The sequence below is a fragment of the Roseibium sp. genome (assembly GCF_039982295.1).
Taxonomy (GTDB): domain Bacteria; phylum Pseudomonadota; class Alphaproteobacteria; order Rhizobiales; family Stappiaceae; genus Roseibium.
In genome coordinates this window covers 344,842-360,001 of sequence record NZ_JBDWYP010000082.1, presented here as the reverse complement: position 1 = coordinate 360,001, position 15,160 = coordinate 344,842, and the positions used below count along the sequence as shown (strand labels likewise).

Below are 15,160 nucleotides of genomic sequence, written 5' to 3'. Positions count from 1 at the left end.
TGCGGGAAACCGCAGCGGCTTTTTGCGTACAAACAGATTTGTCTTAGAATAGGCTTCCCTGGGTTGTCGCAGGCTTGCTTGGAGTTGCCTTTTTGGGCTTCGGAGCCACTTTGGGAGGCGGCGGAGCGACACCGTCTCCCTTCGCAATGACTTCGATGGTTCCGTCTGCAAGTTCAATGGCCAGTGAGGCCCCGGGAGCGACACTTGAAGCTGACCGGACCGGTTGGCTGTTGTCGTCACGCACGAGGGCATAACCGCGTGCAAGCACATCCTTGTAGGACAGGGATTTGAGTAGGCTCTCCAGTGTGGTCAGCCGGTCTCGTGTCTTGGACAGTCGTGTGCCATAGGCGCGTTCCAGCCGGTCACCCAGCGTGCCAAGGCGTTCGGAGCCAAGCTGGATTTGCTGCTGCAGCTTGAGCGGCGTCAGGCGGGAGGCAGCATGCTGGAAGCCCTGGCGTTTCTGCGCAACGGCAACGCCGAGGGCGCGCTGCTGCCTGTCTGAGAGAACAGAGAGTTCGCTCCGCGCTTTGTCAGTGGAGCGGCTCAGGACGGCAGGAGACAAACGAGCAGAAGCGTTTTGGAAATTACTGCGATGACTTCGCGTGTTGACCGTCAGTGCATGCTCCAGACGGCTGGCATATGTATCAAAGGTCTGGCGTGGCAAGGCCAGCAGATCGCGGGGAGCAGGCAGCGCTGCTTCTGCCGCGCGCAATTCCGTGCGGCGGGTCGCAACGAGCCGGTTGAGGCCAGAGGAAAGACGGCGCGAAAGGTCGCCAGTCATGGAGATCAGGTCGGCCTTTACAGGAACGGCGATCTCCGCGGCGCCTGTGGGCGTTGGCGCCCGCACGTCGGCAGCCAGATCAATCAGCGTCCAGTCAGTTTCGTGACCTACGGCGGAGATCAAGGGAATCTCGCTCTCCGAAGCAGCGCGCACCACGGCTTCATCGTTAAAGCCCCAGAGATCCTCAATGCTGCCACCACCACGGGCGACGATGATCAGATCGGGTCGAGGAATCGCACCTCCTTGCGGCAAGGCGTTGAAACCGCGAATACCGTTGGCGACTTCGGCACCGCTCGTTTCGCCTTGAACCCGCACCGGCCAGACCAGGACATGAAGCGGAAATCGATCTGAAATCCTGTGCAGGATATCGCGGATCACTGCGCCTGTCGGTGATGTGACCACGCCGATAACCCGCGGCAGGCTGGGCAGCAATTGCTTGCGTTCTTCTGCAAACAGTCCTTCGGCGGCAAGTTTGCGCTTACGCTCTTCAAGAAGTGCCATCAGGGCACCAGCGCCAGCAGGCTCGAGCGCGTCGATGACCATCTGGTATTTGGATTGGCCGGGGAATGTTGTGATCTTGCCGGTGGCAATGACCTCCAGGCCCTGTTCAGGTTGGATCTTCAGGCGCGAGGCAACGCCTTTCCAAACAACACCTGATAGAACCGCGCGGTCATCCTTCAGATCCAGGTAGATGTGTCCGGAGCCAGGACGGGAAATGCGTCCGAGCTCACCGCGGACACGGACATAACCGAAGGCATCTTCCATCGTTTTCTTGATGGAAAAGGAGATCTCCGCAACAGAAAATTCGGCGATGTTGGATGGCTTGTCAGACACTGATTGATTCCCCACTTGAGCGGCAAAGGTTACCTCTCGATCAGGAGGGGTCAAGCGGGAGAGCTGGATGTTACCGTTGTCAGATGTGGCTTACCGGTATCGATTGCACTTGCACCATTGAAATGGGCGCCCAGACAGTCCTACCTATTGGTCATGACCAGATACGACTACAAAATGCAGCGCCTCTTTCTTCGCCATATTCTTGCCGATGGCGCGTCCGTCGAGGCAGATCGCGGACAGGCAAACTATCTGCTGAATGTGTTGCGCCTGAAGAATGGGGATCGCTTGCTGGTCTTCAACGGCAATGACGGGGAATGGCTCGCGGAAATCCGGGCGACGGGCCGGAAGGCCTGTCATCTGGATCTGGTCGAAAGGGTTCGCGAACAGACCAATGCCAACGATCTGCAATATCTCTTCGCTCCGCTGAAACACGCGCGTCTCGACTACATGGTTCAAAAAGCCGTCGAGATGGGGGCTGGAGCGCTGCGATCCGTCATGACCCAGCATACGCAATCAAGCCGGATCAATCTGGAGCGGATGGAAGCCAATGTCATCGAGGCGGCAGAACAATGTGGCGTCATTTCGGTGCCCACGGTCCTGGCGCCGAGGCCGCTGAAAGAGTTGCTTGCCGGATGGACCAGGAGCGACCCAAGTCGCCGGCTCCTGTTTTGTGATGAAGGGGAGGCAACGCAAAATCCGCTCGGTGAGCTCGCACGTCTTGCGCAGCAGGGCCCTCAACCACTGGCGATCCTCATTGGACCTGAAGGCGGTTTTTCCGAAGAGGAGCGGGAGGGGCTCCGCCAGCAGCCTTTTGTCACTCCGATTCCGCTGGGGCCACGGATCTTGCGGGCTGATACGGCTGCAGTTGCGGCCTTGGCGGTTGTTCAGGCGACACTCGGAGATTGGAGTTGAGCAAACCAGGTCCGGGCAAGCTGCATCGTAGCACCACGAACGCAGTGAAAATTGCTTTGCGGGGTGTTGCGAAGAGGCTGCCGTCTTCAGAATTGCGTGATCACCAAACCAGTTCATTTGTGGTGCTTGCCAACACCGCAAATCGAGCCTAAATGCGACAAGCCTTTCTTGTTCCAGAAAGGTTCAACTATTCCTCGCGTTTGTACGTGGCCGAGCGGCTGGGTATTCTGCGCAGCCAACGAAAACTGGGAAGTCCTGCATGGCCCGCGATACCGTCGATTCGACGCCAATTGAAAGCATTGCCGATCTCGCTGCGACCCTCGAAGCCGGTTGCAAACCAGCAGAGAAGTTCCGGATTGGCACTGAGCATGAGAAGTTTGGCTTTCACCTGTCGGACCTATCTCCGATTCCTTACGAGGGCGATCATGGCGTCGAAGCCGTTTTGTCCGGGATGGAGAAGCTGCTGGGTTGGGAGCGGATCGAGGACAATGGCAAGATCATAGGCCTTTCGGACCCAGTGGGTGGTGGTGCGATTTCCATCGAGCCGGGCGGACAGTTCGAGCTTTCCGGCGCGCCGCTGGAGACACTCCACGAAACGTGCCGGGAAACGAACGTGCACCTTGCGCATGTGCGCCAGGTCGCCGAGCCGCTAGGTGTAGGTTTCCTGGGAACAGGCATGGCCCCAACATGGCGGCGCGATGATGTGCCGGTGATGCCAAAGTCGCGTTATGAGATCATGACGCGCTACATGCCAAAGGTCGGTAAATACGGTCTGGACATGATGTACCGGACCACGACAATTCAGGTGAATCTCGATTTTGCCTCAGAGGCCGACATGGCCAAGAAAATGCGCGTCGGGTTGGCGCTGCAGCCGATTGCGACCGCGATTTTCGCCAACTCTCCTTTCACTGATGGCAAGCCCAACGGCTACAAATCCTTCCGCGCTGAAGTCTGGAACGATCTTGATCAGGACCGTACCGGCAATTTGCCTTTTGCCTTCGACGATGGCTTCGGCTTTGAAAGCTATGTGGAATGGGCGCTCGATGTGCCGATGTATTTCATCAAGCGCGGGGCAACCTACTACGACGCGACCGATACGACTTTCCGCGCCTTCATGAATGGGTCCTACGAGGGCAAGGTGCCGGATGCGCGCCCGACAATAGGCGACTGGAACAACCACCTTTCCACACTCTTCCCGGATGTGCGGCTGAAAAAATACATCGAGATGCGGGGTGCCGACGGCGGTCCATGGCGCAGAATATGCGCCCTGCCAGCCTTCTGGGTTGGCCTGCTCTACGATGATGGCATTCTTGACCAGGCCTGGCAGCTTGTCCGCGACTGGACTGAGGAGGAGCGTGGCGCTCTGAGAGCCGGCGTGCCGCGTACAGCATTGCAGACACCCTTCCGTGCCGGCCAAGTGCTGGATGTGGCAAAGGACGTCCTTGCCCTGTCCAAGGAGGGCCTTCGCCGCCGCAATCGTCTGAGCGATGGCGATCTTGATGAACAAGTCCACTTGGCGCCCGTCGAAGAGGGACTGGCTGCGGGCATGAGCCCTGCCGACATCCTGCTTCAGCGCTATGGCGGCAGCTGGGATGGAGACATCAATCAGATTTTCAAGGACTACGCCTACTAACGCCGATCAAGAAAGCGCAGGCCCGCGTCGGAACGGCATTTGACGTTGCCTTTCAGAAAGATGATCATGTTGGTCTGATAGATCGCAGCGAGGCGCGGCCATGACGGATGTCCCAGGATTTCCATTTCCATTCGACCTGACGGCTGTTGCCGAGGACATGCAGCGCCGGTTCGGCTGGAATGAAGGAGATCTCGAATCGGCCATGGCCCAGCTCATGCCTGCGGCCATGAGCGGAGTTCGGCATTTTGGGCCGTCGGTGCCGGGGTTCAATGGGCTCCTGCCTCAGTACAATGCCCTCTTTCCGATGGCTTCCTTTTTTAATCCGCAATCCCCGTCATCTCTTGACGAGCACCTTCAGCCGTTCTTCGGACCGGAGTTCGTACGAAAGGCCGTGGCAGAGCAGATCGCCTCGATTACCGGCCTGCAGCAGGAAGCTATCGCTGAAATGATGCCGGTGGCGGCAACCCTGGCGATGGGACAAGTTGCTCGCCCATATATGCAGGGCGAAGCTCGGGAGCTTCTCGACGCGTTTCTCAGAGGTTATGCAAGAGGCCGACCCAAACCGGCTCCGACACCGACGGATTACATTCAAGGTTATACGCAGGCGATGCAGTCATTCTGGTCTGGGTTTCTCAAGCCGGCCGCTGACGTTGCGGCGAGGTCAGAGCCGGAACTGGATACTCACCATGAGCCGGAGGACCCGGGTGATCTTGAAGATGTTACGAATCCAGCAGCAGGCAACCCCTCGGAATTCGATGAGATGTTTGCCGAATGGGTGACGGCGGGACGCGATATGCAATCCAGTCAGCTCAAGGCGTTCGACAGTTTTTTTGAGCGCGCGGTGCGTGACATGAGTGAGGTGAAGTCCAAAACCTCATAAAAAAGGCCCGCCGGGGGCGGCGGGCCAGTTGGGTGTCAGCAAGGTTTGCCGACAGGGCTGCATTCCAAGGCTTAAGCTGCGAGCCTTGGGGCCGGACATGAAGTCATGTCCGTGAACTTCGGGTCCCCGAGGGGCGAGGACTGAAGCACTGGTTTTGGGTTCGGCAACTGGGCAGCGAGTGATTTCTCACGCGCCCACGAATTCAGAACCCGAGTGGGGTCGGCCAGGAAAGAAATCTGGGAGGCTCGTCGAACATCGCTCCTGGTCAGACCAATGTCATGAAGTTGAGCGTCTGTCAGATCGTGCAGACGACCCATTTTCTGTCGGTTGGACAGGAGGCGCCATACACGGGTAACCGATGCCCCAAGAGTGGCGGTCAGGCTGAGGTGTGTTCTGTAAGACATGGCAAAGTTCTCCTGTTAGCCGACGAAGGTATTTTCGTCCGCCCGTTCCGCGCCGTCGTTCGGCGATCTGATTGCTAGGAACGATTTGACATTGCCTTGGGTCAGATTATTAATCCAACGAATGTTTCTTATGGCTTTCATATAAAATAGTGATGAAAGGTGCTGTGATGCTCGACCTGGACCAGCTACGCACATTCGTTGCGATCGCAGAATGCGGTAGCTTTACGCGCGCGGCACAAACCGTAAACAAGACCCAGTCAGCGGTTTCCATGCAGATGCGTCGGCTTGAAGAGAGAATCGGACGGCCGATTTTCGCAAGAGACGGGCGCATGTCCCGCCTGACCGAGAATGGGGAACGTCTGCTGCACTATGCGCGTCGATTGGTGCAGCTGAACGACGAGACGATCGCCGCGTTTGACGAAACAGAAGTGGCAGGCCTTGTTCGGCTCGGCACGCCTGATGATTACGCGGACCGCTTCCTGCCAGAGATCTTGGCGCGGTTTTCGCGATCAAATCCCAAGGCGGAAGTGAGTGTGGTCTGCGCGCCGACGCCCAATTTGTTCGAGCTCGTTGCCAATGACGAGTTGGACGTTGCGATTGTGACGCACGTCTGGAAAAAAGGGAGAAAGGAAGCGCAGGTCATTCGTCGGGAGCCCTTGCTTTGGGTGGTGTCGGCGCGCCATGCCGTTGAAAACGAAGAAGTGCTGCCCCTGGCGCTCGGTCGCGCGGATTGCGATTGGCGAAAGGCTGCCCTTGCGGCCCTTGATGACGTCGGCCGGGAAAACCGTCTGCTTTATTCCAGCTGGAACTCGACGGCAGTCGGCGCCGCCGTTCTGGCGGGTCTCGCTGTCTCTGTCCTGCCAGAGTCGGCATTGAGGCCTGGCATGCGTGTGCTCTGTGAGGCGGAAGGCTTTCCGAAACTCCCGGATTGCGACATAGGGATCCTCAGGTCCTGGCGCCAGAACACGCGCGTAACAGAGGCCTTGGTCGAACATATCCTTTCGTCCCTGGACAATCTTTCCGTGCCTCTGGCAGCTGAATAATCCCTGAATTGAATGATAAGCATTTCTGATATATCTTTTCTGAAATGATTTGCGATGTTGATGCCTCGCGACAGGGGCACCGAGATGGATTGTTGAAATGAGTCATGCGCTGGATATCGACCAGCTTCGCACATTCCTGGCCATCGCCGAGCTGGGCAGCTTTACGAAGGCAGGCGAAGCAGTCAACAAGACGCAGTCTGCCGTCTCGATGCAGATGCGCAGACTTGAAGAGCGCGTCGGCATGGCAATCTTTACGAAGGACGGTCGCCAGTCGCGTCTAACTGAAGACGGCGAGCGGCTGATCGAATATGCGCGCCGCATGATCCTTCTGAACAATGAGACACTCTCTGCTTTCGGGACTTATCAGGAAGTGGGACGCGTAAAGCTGGGGCTTCCCGACGACTATGCTGATCGCCTGCTGCCCCAGGTTCTGGCAGCGTTTGCACGACTGAATCCGGCAATCGAGGTACAGGTCGTTTGTGCAAGCAGCAGCGAAACATCGATTGCTATCGCAAATGGTGATCTGGATGTCGCGATTGTAACCTCAACAGACAATCGCTCGCAGATTGGGGAGGTCATCCGGCGTGAACCGCTCTACTGGGTTACGTCTTCAGATCACTGTGCCCACGCGAGTGATGTCGTGCGCCTTGCAGTTGGTCCAGCGTCCTGCGCCTGGCGCCGCTTGGCGATGGAAGCGCTTGACCGCGTTTCGCGCTCCTACGCGATCTCCTATGTTAGCTCGAGCGCGACCGCACTTGTCGGGGCGGTACAGGCAGGGTTGGCAGTGACTGTCTTTCCTCAAAGTGCCGTTCGGGACGGAATGCGAATTCTGGGAGAGAAGGATGGTTTCCCTGATCTTCCAGCATGCGACATCACCTTGTTGCGTTCCGAAAATGCGCGCCAGCCCATGCATGATACTCTGTGCAATCACATTGTTGCAGCCATTGGCAATGTGACTGTGGCCTTGGCCGCTGAGTGATACTGTCGGGGTGGTGACCTTCTCAGTCAGCGCCCGCGCAGCATCAAGATGTTGCCAAAGAGAACACAAACCAGTCCGAGCATAGCGCTGCCGGTCCATTGATACCCTTCAAAGACGGTTGAGATCGAAAGGGCGACAATCGGGAAAATCACTGTCGCATAACCGGCACGCGCTGAACCAATCCTCCCAAGCAAGGTGAGATAGGATCCAAATGCAACCACCGATGCGATGATCGCTAGATAGACGAGGCTCGCGATGTAAACGGGACTGGGCTCAATGGCGAAATTGCTGCCCTTCACGGTCGCAAACAGTGCGAGAAACAGCGTTCCATAGACCATTCCCCACGCTGTGGCCGGTGTGACCGGCAGGCCTTTTTGCTGGTTTGAGGCAGAGAGCATATTGCCGAGACAAAATGACAGCGTCCCAAGGGCGCAAAAGCCGAGTCCTCTCATGGCTGCATAATCGATACGAGTGCCGAGAATTTGTGGCTCGAACATCAAAGCGATACCGGCGAAGCCGAGAAGCCCGGCAACAAGCGAAACCAGCCCCGGACGTTGCCCGAAAAGAATGAAAGCCAGTATCAGGTTCAAGACCGAAGCAAGCGAAAAAACCACGGCGAGAAGACCTGACGGGAGAGACGCTGCGCCATAGTAGAAGAGCGTGAAATTGGTCGAAAAAATGAAGAGGCCCAGCCCGGCAAAACGAAGGTGGTCTTTGAAGCCGTAACGCAAGTTGTGCCCGCGCCAATGGCACCAGCCAGCCATGACCAAGGAGGCGAGCACAAAGCGCCAGAACACTGATACCTCTGGCGGGATGTCCCCAACCTGTCCTTTCATCGCAATCCAGCTGAACCCCCAAGCAAAAACGGTTGCGCCATAAAGGCCATAATCCGTCGAGGTGAGAGCGGGGCGTGGCGAAGTGGGAAAAGGCGCTACGAGCGACATCTGAACGATCCTGTCTGGAAAGATAGGACCATGTCGGATCGGAGGCTTGAGAACAAATGATAGTTCGTGATCTACCTATTAGAAATTTTGAAGTTCTTGTCGGATGCGGACGGATGCCAGACCGGCTGGTAGCCTGCGCGCAAAGTCTGGACGACACACTTCGGCGTGAGCACGGTCAGCATTGTGTCGCGTGAGGTCGTTTCGGTTGTCAGTGCGTAACCCTCAGGCTGCCATGACAACAACGCGCCGCGGTAAATGGCATGCGGCTGACCAGCAAAAAGGACCATGGCTCCATTCGGCAGCTCTCCCAAAGGAGATTGATATGTTTTCTGCTGACGTCCTTCGAGGCGATCTGAATGGAGAATCCGGTCGATCTCGTCAGCTGAGCGCGCATTGGTACAGCCAGTGCCAAGAGCGAAAGTGGATGCAAATTGCTTTGCGTCGGCGCGCCTGCACTCAAAACAGGGACGATGACCGGCTGCGAGGGCTGTGACTTCGTCCAGGAAGAACAATTCGGTGTAGCTCTGCCCCATGACCTTTCGGCGTCGACCCTTGAAGCTTGTGACGCAACAAATCCAGCGCCGGGACGCCCACTTGCGTTGCAGCAACATTCGAGTGTCAGGGTCGTGAATACGTCCGCCCCGGTTGCCCATCATGGTGCCACGTGGGGTGATCGCGACGATCTCTGCAGTCGGAAGGACACGGTTTTGAAGAGGTCGTCGCGATGCCATGATTAGCTCACTTTCCGGTCGCAACGAGATTGTGCCGACCGACATTGTGGATGTCGGTTTCACCGCAGAGCCCCATCGTCACATCCAGTTCCTTATGGATGATCTCCAGGGCCTTTGTGACGCCCGGCCTTCCCATTGCGCCAAGCCCATAGATGTATGGTCGGCCGATGAAGGTACCCTTGGCCCCCATTGCCATGGCCTTGAAGACATCCTGGCCCGACCGAATGCCGCCATCCACGTGAACCTCGATCTTGTCGCCAACTGCATCGACAATGTCACGCAAGACGTCGTAGGACGCGAGGGCGCCATCCAGCTGACGTCCGCCGTGGTTTGACACCACGATTGCATCTGCACCTACGTCTGCCGCAATCTTTGCGTCCTCGACGTCGTTGATGCCCTTCAAGATCAGTTTCCGATCCCAGTGTTTCTTGACCCACTCGACCGACGACCAATCGAGCGTCGGATCGAACTGACTGTTTGTCCATTCAGCGAGTGAGGTCATGTCATCCACACCCGATACATGGCCATGTATGTTGCCGAACTGGCGCCGCTTGGTCTGCAGCATGTTCCAGCACCAGCGCGGTTTGAGTGCCAGGTCCAGCAAAACGCGTGGTGTGGGGTTTGGTGGAGTCGACAGGCCGTTCTTGATGTCGCGGTGCCGCTGACCGAGCACCTGAAGATCAAGTGTCAGGCAGAGTGCAGAGCAATTTGCGGCATAAGCACGCTTCATGAGGCTTTCTGAGAATCCGCGGTCACGCATGACATAGAGCTGGAACCAGAACGGTTTGCTCGTGTACTCCGCGACATCTTCGATCGAACAGACGCTCATGGTCGTCAGGGTAAATGGGACACCAAATTTCTCGGCTGCCTGGGCGGCAAGGATTTCTCCATCGGCATGCTGCATTCCGGTCAAGCCGACCGGCGCAAGTGCCAGTGGCATCGTGACATCCTCGCCTATCATTTTGGTCTTGACGCTGCGGTTGTCGATGTTGACCGCAACCCGTTGCCTAAGCTTCTGGCGCTGGAAAGCTGCTTCGTTGTCGTGATAGGTGCTCTGCGTCCATGATCCTGTGTCGGCATAGTCGTAAAACATTTTTGGGACACGGCGTTTTGCAAGAGCCTGCAGGTCAGCGATACAAGTGATCGGCGTCATGGGGATATTCCGTTGCAAGAGAGAGTAGGTCAGGCAATGCGGCTCAGGAGCGTTTCATCCTGTTCGCTGTCACCTGTGTTGACAGTCGTCTTTGTTGCCGTCGGAGATCGGCAAGCTCGTCGCGGTTGTGAATGTCTTCGGCTTCTGCAAGCGTTCTGCGAACAAAGTCGACATGGCGCTCGGAGGCATCACGTGCGCCTGCGGCGTCGCCGGATTTGATCCGATCGACGATCTCTTTGTGCTGCTCCAACAACGCGGTTCGGCCGGTTGGGTGATCGTAGAGACGCTGACGGTTGAAGAAGACACCGTTTGACAGCAATCGATAACAGGATCGCAGGCTGTGCAACAAGATGACATTGTGAGCGGCTTCACCAATAGCTTGGTGCAACTCAATGTCGAGTTCTGCTTCTCGTCTGTGATCTTCGGCGAGGTGCGCGGCCTCCATCCGGTCGATGATTTCTTTGAGCGTTCGATGGTCGGTTGCGCTCGCTCGGTTGGCGGCGTGACTTGCTGCAGTCGCCTCCATGTCCCGGCGAAATTCCAGGTAGTCTGTTGTTGCGGAGGGATGTCTTTCAATCATCGCGATCACGGCATCGGAGAAGATCGGTCCGATGACGTCTGCGACAAAGGTTCCGCCTCCCTGGCGACTTGTCGCAAGATTTCGTTCTTCTAGGAGCTTCAAGGCCTCTCGGAGGACCGGGCGTGAAACATCCATCTCGACGCAAAGGTCGCGTTCCGGGGGAAGACGATCGCCCGGGTTCAACACACCACGCAGGATCAACTCTTCGATTTGTTTGGCAGCAGCATCTGCGGTGCGGCCCTGATCGACCTTTCGAAACATGGTCAGCTCATATCGGTCCAAAGAAAGCGACCGGGATGCCGACCGCTTTCTCTATAAAAACCGAAATGAAAAATTGGTCAATTAAATTATCCAATTTTATCTAGAGCAGGTCCCTTGGTTCTCCGCCTGCGAAAAATGCGTCCAGATTGTCGAGCGCCCGAAAGCCCATTGCGTCTCGGGTTCTGACTGTCGCGCTGCCGATGTGAGGCAGCATGAAGATGTTTTCATGCATGGAGAACGAAGGATTGCCGCCAGGCTCCGTTTCGAAGCAGTCAAGGCCGCCCGCCGTCAGTTTGCCGGAGTTCAGAGCGGCGAGCAGTGCCGTCTCATCAACAAGCGCTCCGCGGGCCGTGTTGATGACGACCGCGCCGTCTGGCAGGAGGGCGATCGTTTCCGTGTTCAGAAGATGGCGCGTCTCCGTAGTTGCAGGGCAATGGAGAGACAGGAAATCGGCGTTTGGCAGCAAGCTCTCGATTGTGGCGTGATATATGGCGCCATTTTCTTCGGCTTCCGGCAAGCGCGAGCGATTGTAGTAGTGGAGTTCCATGTCAAAACCGCGCGCCTTTTTTGCAAAGGCCTTGCCGACACGGCCCATGCCTATGATGCCGAGCCGCGCGCCGCTGACCTGTTTGCCGACCATGAAGGAGGGACTCCAGAAGTCCCACTTTCCACTTCGAACAAGTCTGTCCCCTTCGACCGCGCGTCGGGCAGCTCCAAGCATCAGAAGCATCGCGATTTCAGCTGTGGCATCGGAAAGCACGTCGGGTGTGTTGGTGACTGCTATGCCTTTGGTTTTCAGGGCCTTCAGGTCGCAATGATCGGTGCCGACGGAATGGTTCGCCAGGATCTTCAATCTTGGATGGAGCTTCTCAACCACATCTTTGGAAAAGATCTCCGAATGGCAGGGCATCATCGCGTCCACTTGCCGGCTCATGTCGATGATTTGCTCCGCCGTGCTGACGCTATCAGCCTCGTTCAGGATCACATCATAGCTCTTCCTGGCCCTCGCAATCGTGGCATTCGAAACCTTGCGTGGCAACCAGAGACAGGGACGGTCACTCATCGGAGTTTTGCCACCCCTTGCCGAGAACGCACTCCTCGTAGAAGTCGTACACGGCCATAGCCAGCACAAAGATCACGATGACCCAGAAGGGTAAACCACCCCAGAAGCCTGCAAATCCGGTCGAGATGCTATGGGCGAGGCCGATGACAAAGATTGAAACCATGACAGTTCCAATAAGTCCGGCAATGATCTTGGTCTTGTGTCCAAGCATGAAACCTCCTCTTAGGCCGCGCTGGCCTGCAGTCTATCGATCAGCCATCTTGCGGTTCTAAGCAGACGGCCGTCTTCTTCCTGTGCGCCGACGATCTGCACGCCGATTGGCAAGCCGGCTTCTCCGACCATCAAGGGCATGGAGAGACTGGGAAGTCCCGCAAGTGTCCATAACGTGCAGAAAACCGGGTCGCCTGTTGTCGGCCCCATCTGAGGAGCTTCTCCGGATGCAGCTGGGGTCAGGATTGCGTCATAGTCCATGAAGAAAGCGCGGAAAAAATCCTCAGAAGCCTGCATCTGCGCGATCGCGTCTTCGTAGGCGGTAAGCGTGATCTCGCGACCGCGCTCGATCACAGGCTTCAGGGTGTCGCTGATCTGGTCCCAATGGGCGTCAAAGGTCTCCCGAAGATGATGGCAGATCTCATATTCATGGAGGATACGCTGTGTCTCTACCAATCCTGCGAAAGCAGGTGGAGCGGGTACAATCTCGACCCGAGTGCCAAGTTCTCCGCGAAGTTCTTCAAAACCGGCAACTGCATCTGCAGACATCCGATCAGCAAAAGGTAAATCTATCCACGCCAGTGCCGGTTCGGCAGGGGGCTCTGCAAGGTAGCCCTCAAGCATTGCCGGCCGCGGACGAGGGTAGCTTTTTGCGTCCCTTTGATCATAGCCCTTGAGCACATCGGTGATCAGTGCTGTGTCCTCGGCTGATCGGGCAAATACACCGATCTGATCGAGGGAGACTGACGTTTGAAGCACGCCCTCGCGCGAAATGACTCCGCGGGTCGGTTTGAAGCCATAGACCCCGCAGAAGGACGCTGGCCGGATAACGGATCCATTCGTTTGAGTGCCAAGGGCGAGTGGAACCTGATACGCGGCAACTGCAGCAGCTGAGCCGCTGGAGGAGCCTCCCGGAGAGTGATTGGCGTTGTGCGGATTGACCGTGTCCGTCGGATGCACAAATGCAACCTCTGTGGTCTTGGTCTTGCCAAGGATCACAGCTCCAGAATCTCGCAACCGTTCCGCAACAGCTGCGTCTGAATCGGGCACGCGGCCAGCAAAAATAGGCGACCCGCGTTCTGCTGGAAGGCCCTTGCTGTCTATAATGTCCTTCAGGCCGACGGGCACGCCCTGCAAACTGCCGAGTGGCCGTCCGGCCTGTCGGATCGCGTCTGCTTCAGAAGCCTGAGTGAGGGCCCGTTCCGGATCCAGATGTGCCCATGCCTTGAGTTGGCCGTCCGTTGCTTCAATCCGCGCAAGGCAGGCCTTCACCAGATCGGTGGATGTGAGGAGGCCTTCCCGGATCTTCCGGGCGGCCTCACTCGCTGACAGTTGAACGGGGTCTTTCTGAGCCATCATGTGGTTCATGGGATATAGGGTCCAAAGAGCTGGTCAGGCAGCCACAGGGCTATGCCGGGGAACTGATACATCAGCACCATGGAGAAGATGACGATGCCCAGGTACGGTAGAATACCCTTGAAGATCTCCACAAGCTCGATCTCGTCCCGCAAGACACCTTTCAGGTAGTAGGCGGACATGGCCATCGGCGGTGTAAGGAAGGAGGTCTGAAGGTTCAGCGCAACAAGCATGGCAAAGAAATATGGGTTCACCCCGAAGGTCTCCAGCATAGGCAGGAAAATCGGAACAAAGATGATCAGGATCTCTGACCATTCCAGGGGCCAGCCGAGGAAGAAGATGATCAGCTGAACCATGACAAGGAATTGCCAAGGCTCCAGGTTCATACCCAGGAACCAGTGTTCGATCACATCATGCCCACCCAGATAGGAAAACACTGACGCAAAGGTCCAGGATCCCACGAAGAGCCAGCAGACCATAGCGGTAGCTTTCGCTGTCAGGAAAACGCTCTCTTTTACCTTGCGCCATGTCAGAGAGCGGTAGATCGCGGCCAGAACAAGGCCCCCGAGCGCCCCCATTGCCGCCGCCTCGGCCGGAGTGGCAAGGCCTCCCAGGATTGAGCCAAGCACGAGCATGATCAAAACGGTAAGCGGGACGAAAGAAACCAGAAGGTCCGTATAGATCTTGGCTACCGGCGGAATATCCTCTTGCCGTGGTTTGGGCGCGATCTGTGGGTTCATCCAAACGCGCGCAATCACATAAACGATGTAAAGTCCTGCGAGCATCAATCCGGGGAAGACGGCCGCTGCATAAAGGCGTAATGGCGAGAGCTCGGCAATGGCTGCGTAGACGATCAACATGATCGACGGTGGGATGAGAATGCCCAAGGTCCCACCGGCGCAGATCACGCCCGAGGCAAATTGCTTGTTGTAGTTTGCACTGGCCATCGCAGGGAACGCCAGCAGGCCCATGAGAGTAACGACTGCGCCAACGATCCCGGATGCGGTCGAGAAAACCGCGCAGGTGATTAGCGCGGCGATTGCCATGGAGCCGGGAAGGTTTCGCGCTGCCATCTGCAGGGAGTAGAACAGCCGATCGACGATGTTGGCGCGCTCAACCACATAGCCCATGAACAGGAACAGAGGGATAGCGACAAGCGTGTCGTTCTCCATCACCGAGTAGGTGTTCTGGTTGAGGAGATAGAAGATGTTGTTGGTGAAGACATCGGAGAGCGTTTCAATTCCGCCCTGATAGTAGGCGTAGTAACCAAATCCAACGCCCATGGCGAGGAGGGTAAAGGCGATCGGAAAGCCGAGCAGCACCAGTCCGATGAACAGGCACAGCATCAGGATCGCGACTTCGGGGTTCGTCATCTGTTTGAAACTTTCGTCAAAGG

General features: G+C 57.0%; 15 protein-coding genes. 5 read left to right on the top strand and 10 right to left on the bottom strand.

Features of this window, described 5'->3' with window-relative positions; genetic code table 11:
- Positions 1–43: 43 nt before the first annotated feature.
- Positions 44–1,615: an exodeoxyribonuclease VII large subunit gene (gene xseA / locus ABJZ52_RS17630; protein ID WP_348186126.1), complete on the bottom strand. Its 1,572-nt coding sequence runs from the start codon at positions 1,613–1,615 to the stop codon at positions 44–46.
- A 153-nt stretch (positions 1,616–1,768) separates the two neighbouring features.
- On the opposite strand from xseA, the gene ABJZ52_RS17625 reads away from it, so the two are divergent.
- The 3 genes from ABJZ52_RS17625 (at position 1,769) to ABJZ52_RS17615 (ending at position 5,040) form a co-directional block, all read left to right on the top strand.
- Complete coding sequence (locus ABJZ52_RS17625; RefSeq protein ID WP_348186124.1) at positions 1,769–2,527, top strand: 16S rRNA (uracil(1498)-N(3))-methyltransferase; 759 nt, start codon at positions 1,769–1,771, stop codon at positions 2,525–2,527.
- A gap of 259 nt (positions 2,528–2,786) precedes the next feature.
- Complete coding sequence (locus ABJZ52_RS17620) at positions 2,787–4,160, top strand: glutamate--cysteine ligase (RefSeq protein WP_348186122.1); 1,374 nt, start codon at positions 2,787–2,789, stop codon at positions 4,158–4,160.
- Positions 4,161–4,260: 100 nt separating this feature from the next.
- Positions 4,261–5,040 (top strand): DUF937 domain-containing protein, encoded by a 780-nt coding sequence (locus ABJZ52_RS17615; RefSeq protein WP_348186120.1) that lies wholly within the window; start codon positions 4,261–4,263, stop codon positions 5,038–5,040.
- Between the two features lie 71 nt (positions 5,041–5,111).
- Here ABJZ52_RS17615 and ABJZ52_RS17610 read toward each other — a convergent pair whose 3' ends face one another.
- Positions 5,112–5,444, bottom strand: coding sequence for a DUF1127 domain-containing protein (locus ABJZ52_RS17610; protein ID WP_348186118.1), 333 nt, complete (start codon positions 5,442–5,444; stop codon positions 5,112–5,114).
- Between the two features lie 167 nt (positions 5,445–5,611).
- Between ABJZ52_RS17610 and ABJZ52_RS17605 the strand changes: the two genes are divergently transcribed.
- Both ABJZ52_RS17605 and ABJZ52_RS17600 read left to right on the top strand, forming a co-directional pair.
- On the top strand, positions 5,612–6,487 hold the full coding sequence (locus ABJZ52_RS17605) for a LysR substrate-binding domain-containing protein (RefSeq protein ID WP_348186116.1): 876 nt from the start codon (positions 5,612–5,614) through the stop codon (positions 6,485–6,487).
- Positions 6,488–6,584: 97 nt separating this feature from the next.
- Positions 6,585–7,466, top strand: a complete 882-nt coding sequence (locus ABJZ52_RS17600) for a LysR substrate-binding domain-containing protein (protein WP_348186114.1) — start codon at positions 6,585–6,587, stop codon at positions 7,464–7,466.
- Positions 7,467–7,492: 26 nt separating this feature from the next.
- On the opposite strand, the gene ABJZ52_RS17595 is transcribed toward ABJZ52_RS17600, so the two are convergent.
- The 8 genes from ABJZ52_RS17595 to ABJZ52_RS17560 all read right to left on the bottom strand — a co-directional run bounded on the left by ABJZ52_RS17595 (position 7,493) and on the right by ABJZ52_RS17560 (position 15,137).
- A complete protein-coding gene (locus ABJZ52_RS17595; RefSeq protein WP_348186112.1) occupies positions 7,493–8,410 on the bottom strand; it encodes a DMT family transporter in 918 nt (305 codons plus the stop codon).
- Positions 8,411–8,481: 71 nt separating this feature from the next.
- Positions 8,482–9,141, bottom strand: coding sequence for a hypothetical protein (locus ABJZ52_RS17590; RefSeq protein WP_348186110.1), 660 nt, complete (start codon positions 9,139–9,141; stop codon positions 8,482–8,484).
- Positions 9,142–9,148: 7 nt separating this feature from the next.
- Complete coding sequence (locus ABJZ52_RS17585) at positions 9,149–10,294, bottom strand: alpha-hydroxy acid oxidase (RefSeq protein WP_348186108.1); 1,146 nt, start codon at positions 10,292–10,294, stop codon at positions 9,149–9,151.
- 43 nt (positions 10,295–10,337) lie between these two features.
- On the bottom strand, positions 10,338–11,135 hold the full coding sequence (locus tag ABJZ52_RS17580) for an FCD domain-containing protein (protein WP_348186106.1): 798 nt from the start codon (positions 11,133–11,135) through the stop codon (positions 10,338–10,340).
- Between the two features lie 100 nt (positions 11,136–11,235).
- Positions 11,236–12,198 (bottom strand): D-glycerate dehydrogenase, encoded by a 963-nt coding sequence (locus ABJZ52_RS17575; RefSeq protein WP_348186105.1) that lies wholly within the window; start codon positions 12,196–12,198, stop codon positions 11,236–11,238.
- The gene (locus ABJZ52_RS17570) at positions 12,191–12,409 is read right to left on the bottom strand and encodes a hypothetical protein (RefSeq protein WP_348186103.1); all 219 of its coding nucleotides are present in this window, start codon (positions 12,407–12,409) and stop codon (positions 12,191–12,193) included. The genes ABJZ52_RS17575 and ABJZ52_RS17570 overlap by 8 nt, the downstream gene beginning before the upstream one ends.
- Before the next feature lie 11 nt (positions 12,410–12,420).
- Positions 12,421–13,776 carry an amidase gene (locus ABJZ52_RS17565; RefSeq protein WP_348186101.1) on the bottom strand — a complete coding sequence of 452 codons (1,356 nt, stop codon included), beginning with the start codon at positions 13,774–13,776 and terminating at the stop codon, positions 12,421–12,423.
- Complete coding sequence (locus ABJZ52_RS17560) at positions 13,773–15,137, bottom strand: TRAP transporter large permease subunit (protein WP_348186099.1); 1,365 nt, start codon at positions 15,135–15,137, stop codon at positions 13,773–13,775. Before ABJZ52_RS17560 ends, ABJZ52_RS17565 begins: the two co-directional genes overlap by 4 nt.
- Positions 15,138–15,160 lie beyond the last annotated feature (23 nt).

What these genes read in the sequence shown, in the direction of transcription:
- ABJZ52_RS17625 (WP_348186124.1), top strand. Translation starts at nt 1,769, where the DNA reads ATGACCAGATACGACTACAAAATGCAGCGCCTCTTTCTTCGCCATATT.
- ABJZ52_RS17620 (WP_348186122.1), top strand. Translation starts at nt 2,787, where the DNA reads ATGGCCCGCGATACCGTCGATTCGACGCCAATTGAAAGCATTGCCGAT.
- ABJZ52_RS17615 (WP_348186120.1), top strand. Translation starts at nt 4,261, where the DNA reads ATGACGGATGTCCCAGGATTTCCATTTCCATTCGACCTGACGGCTGTT.
- ABJZ52_RS17610 (WP_348186118.1), bottom strand. Translation starts at nt 5,444, where the DNA reads ATGTCTTACAGAACACACCTCAGCCTGACCGCCACTCTTGGGGCATCG.
- ABJZ52_RS17605 (WP_348186116.1), top strand. Translation starts at nt 5,612, where the DNA reads ATGCTCGACCTGGACCAGCTACGCACATTCGTTGCGATCGCAGAATGC.
- ABJZ52_RS17600 (WP_348186114.1), top strand. Translation starts at nt 6,585, where the DNA reads ATGAGTCATGCGCTGGATATCGACCAGCTTCGCACATTCCTGGCCATC.
- ABJZ52_RS17595 (WP_348186112.1), bottom strand. Translation starts at nt 8,410, where the DNA reads ATGTCGCTCGTAGCGCCTTTTCCCACTTCGCCACGCCCCGCTCTCACC.
- ABJZ52_RS17590 (WP_348186110.1), bottom strand. Translation starts at nt 9,141, where the DNA reads ATGGCATCGCGACGACCTCTTCAAAACCGTGTCCTTCCGACTGCAGAG.
- ABJZ52_RS17585 (WP_348186108.1), bottom strand. Translation starts at nt 10,294, where the DNA reads ATGACGCCGATCACTTGTATCGCTGACCTGCAGGCTCTTGCAAAACGC.
- ABJZ52_RS17580 (WP_348186106.1), bottom strand. Translation starts at nt 11,135, where the DNA reads ATGTTTCGAAAGGTCGATCAGGGCCGCACCGCAGATGCTGCTGCCAAA.
- ABJZ52_RS17575 (WP_348186105.1), bottom strand. Translation starts at nt 12,198, where the DNA reads ATGAGTGACCGTCCCTGTCTCTGGTTGCCACGCAAGGTTTCGAATGCC.
- ABJZ52_RS17570 (WP_348186103.1), bottom strand. Translation starts at nt 12,409, where the DNA reads ATGCTTGGACACAAGACCAAGATCATTGCCGGACTTATTGGAACTGTC.
- ABJZ52_RS17565 (WP_348186101.1), bottom strand. Translation starts at nt 13,776, where the DNA reads ATGAACCACATGATGGCTCAGAAAGACCCCGTTCAACTGTCAGCGAGT.
- ABJZ52_RS17560 (WP_348186099.1), bottom strand. Translation starts at nt 15,137, where the DNA reads ATGACGAACCCCGAAGTCGCGATCCTGATGCTGTGCCTGTTCATCGGA.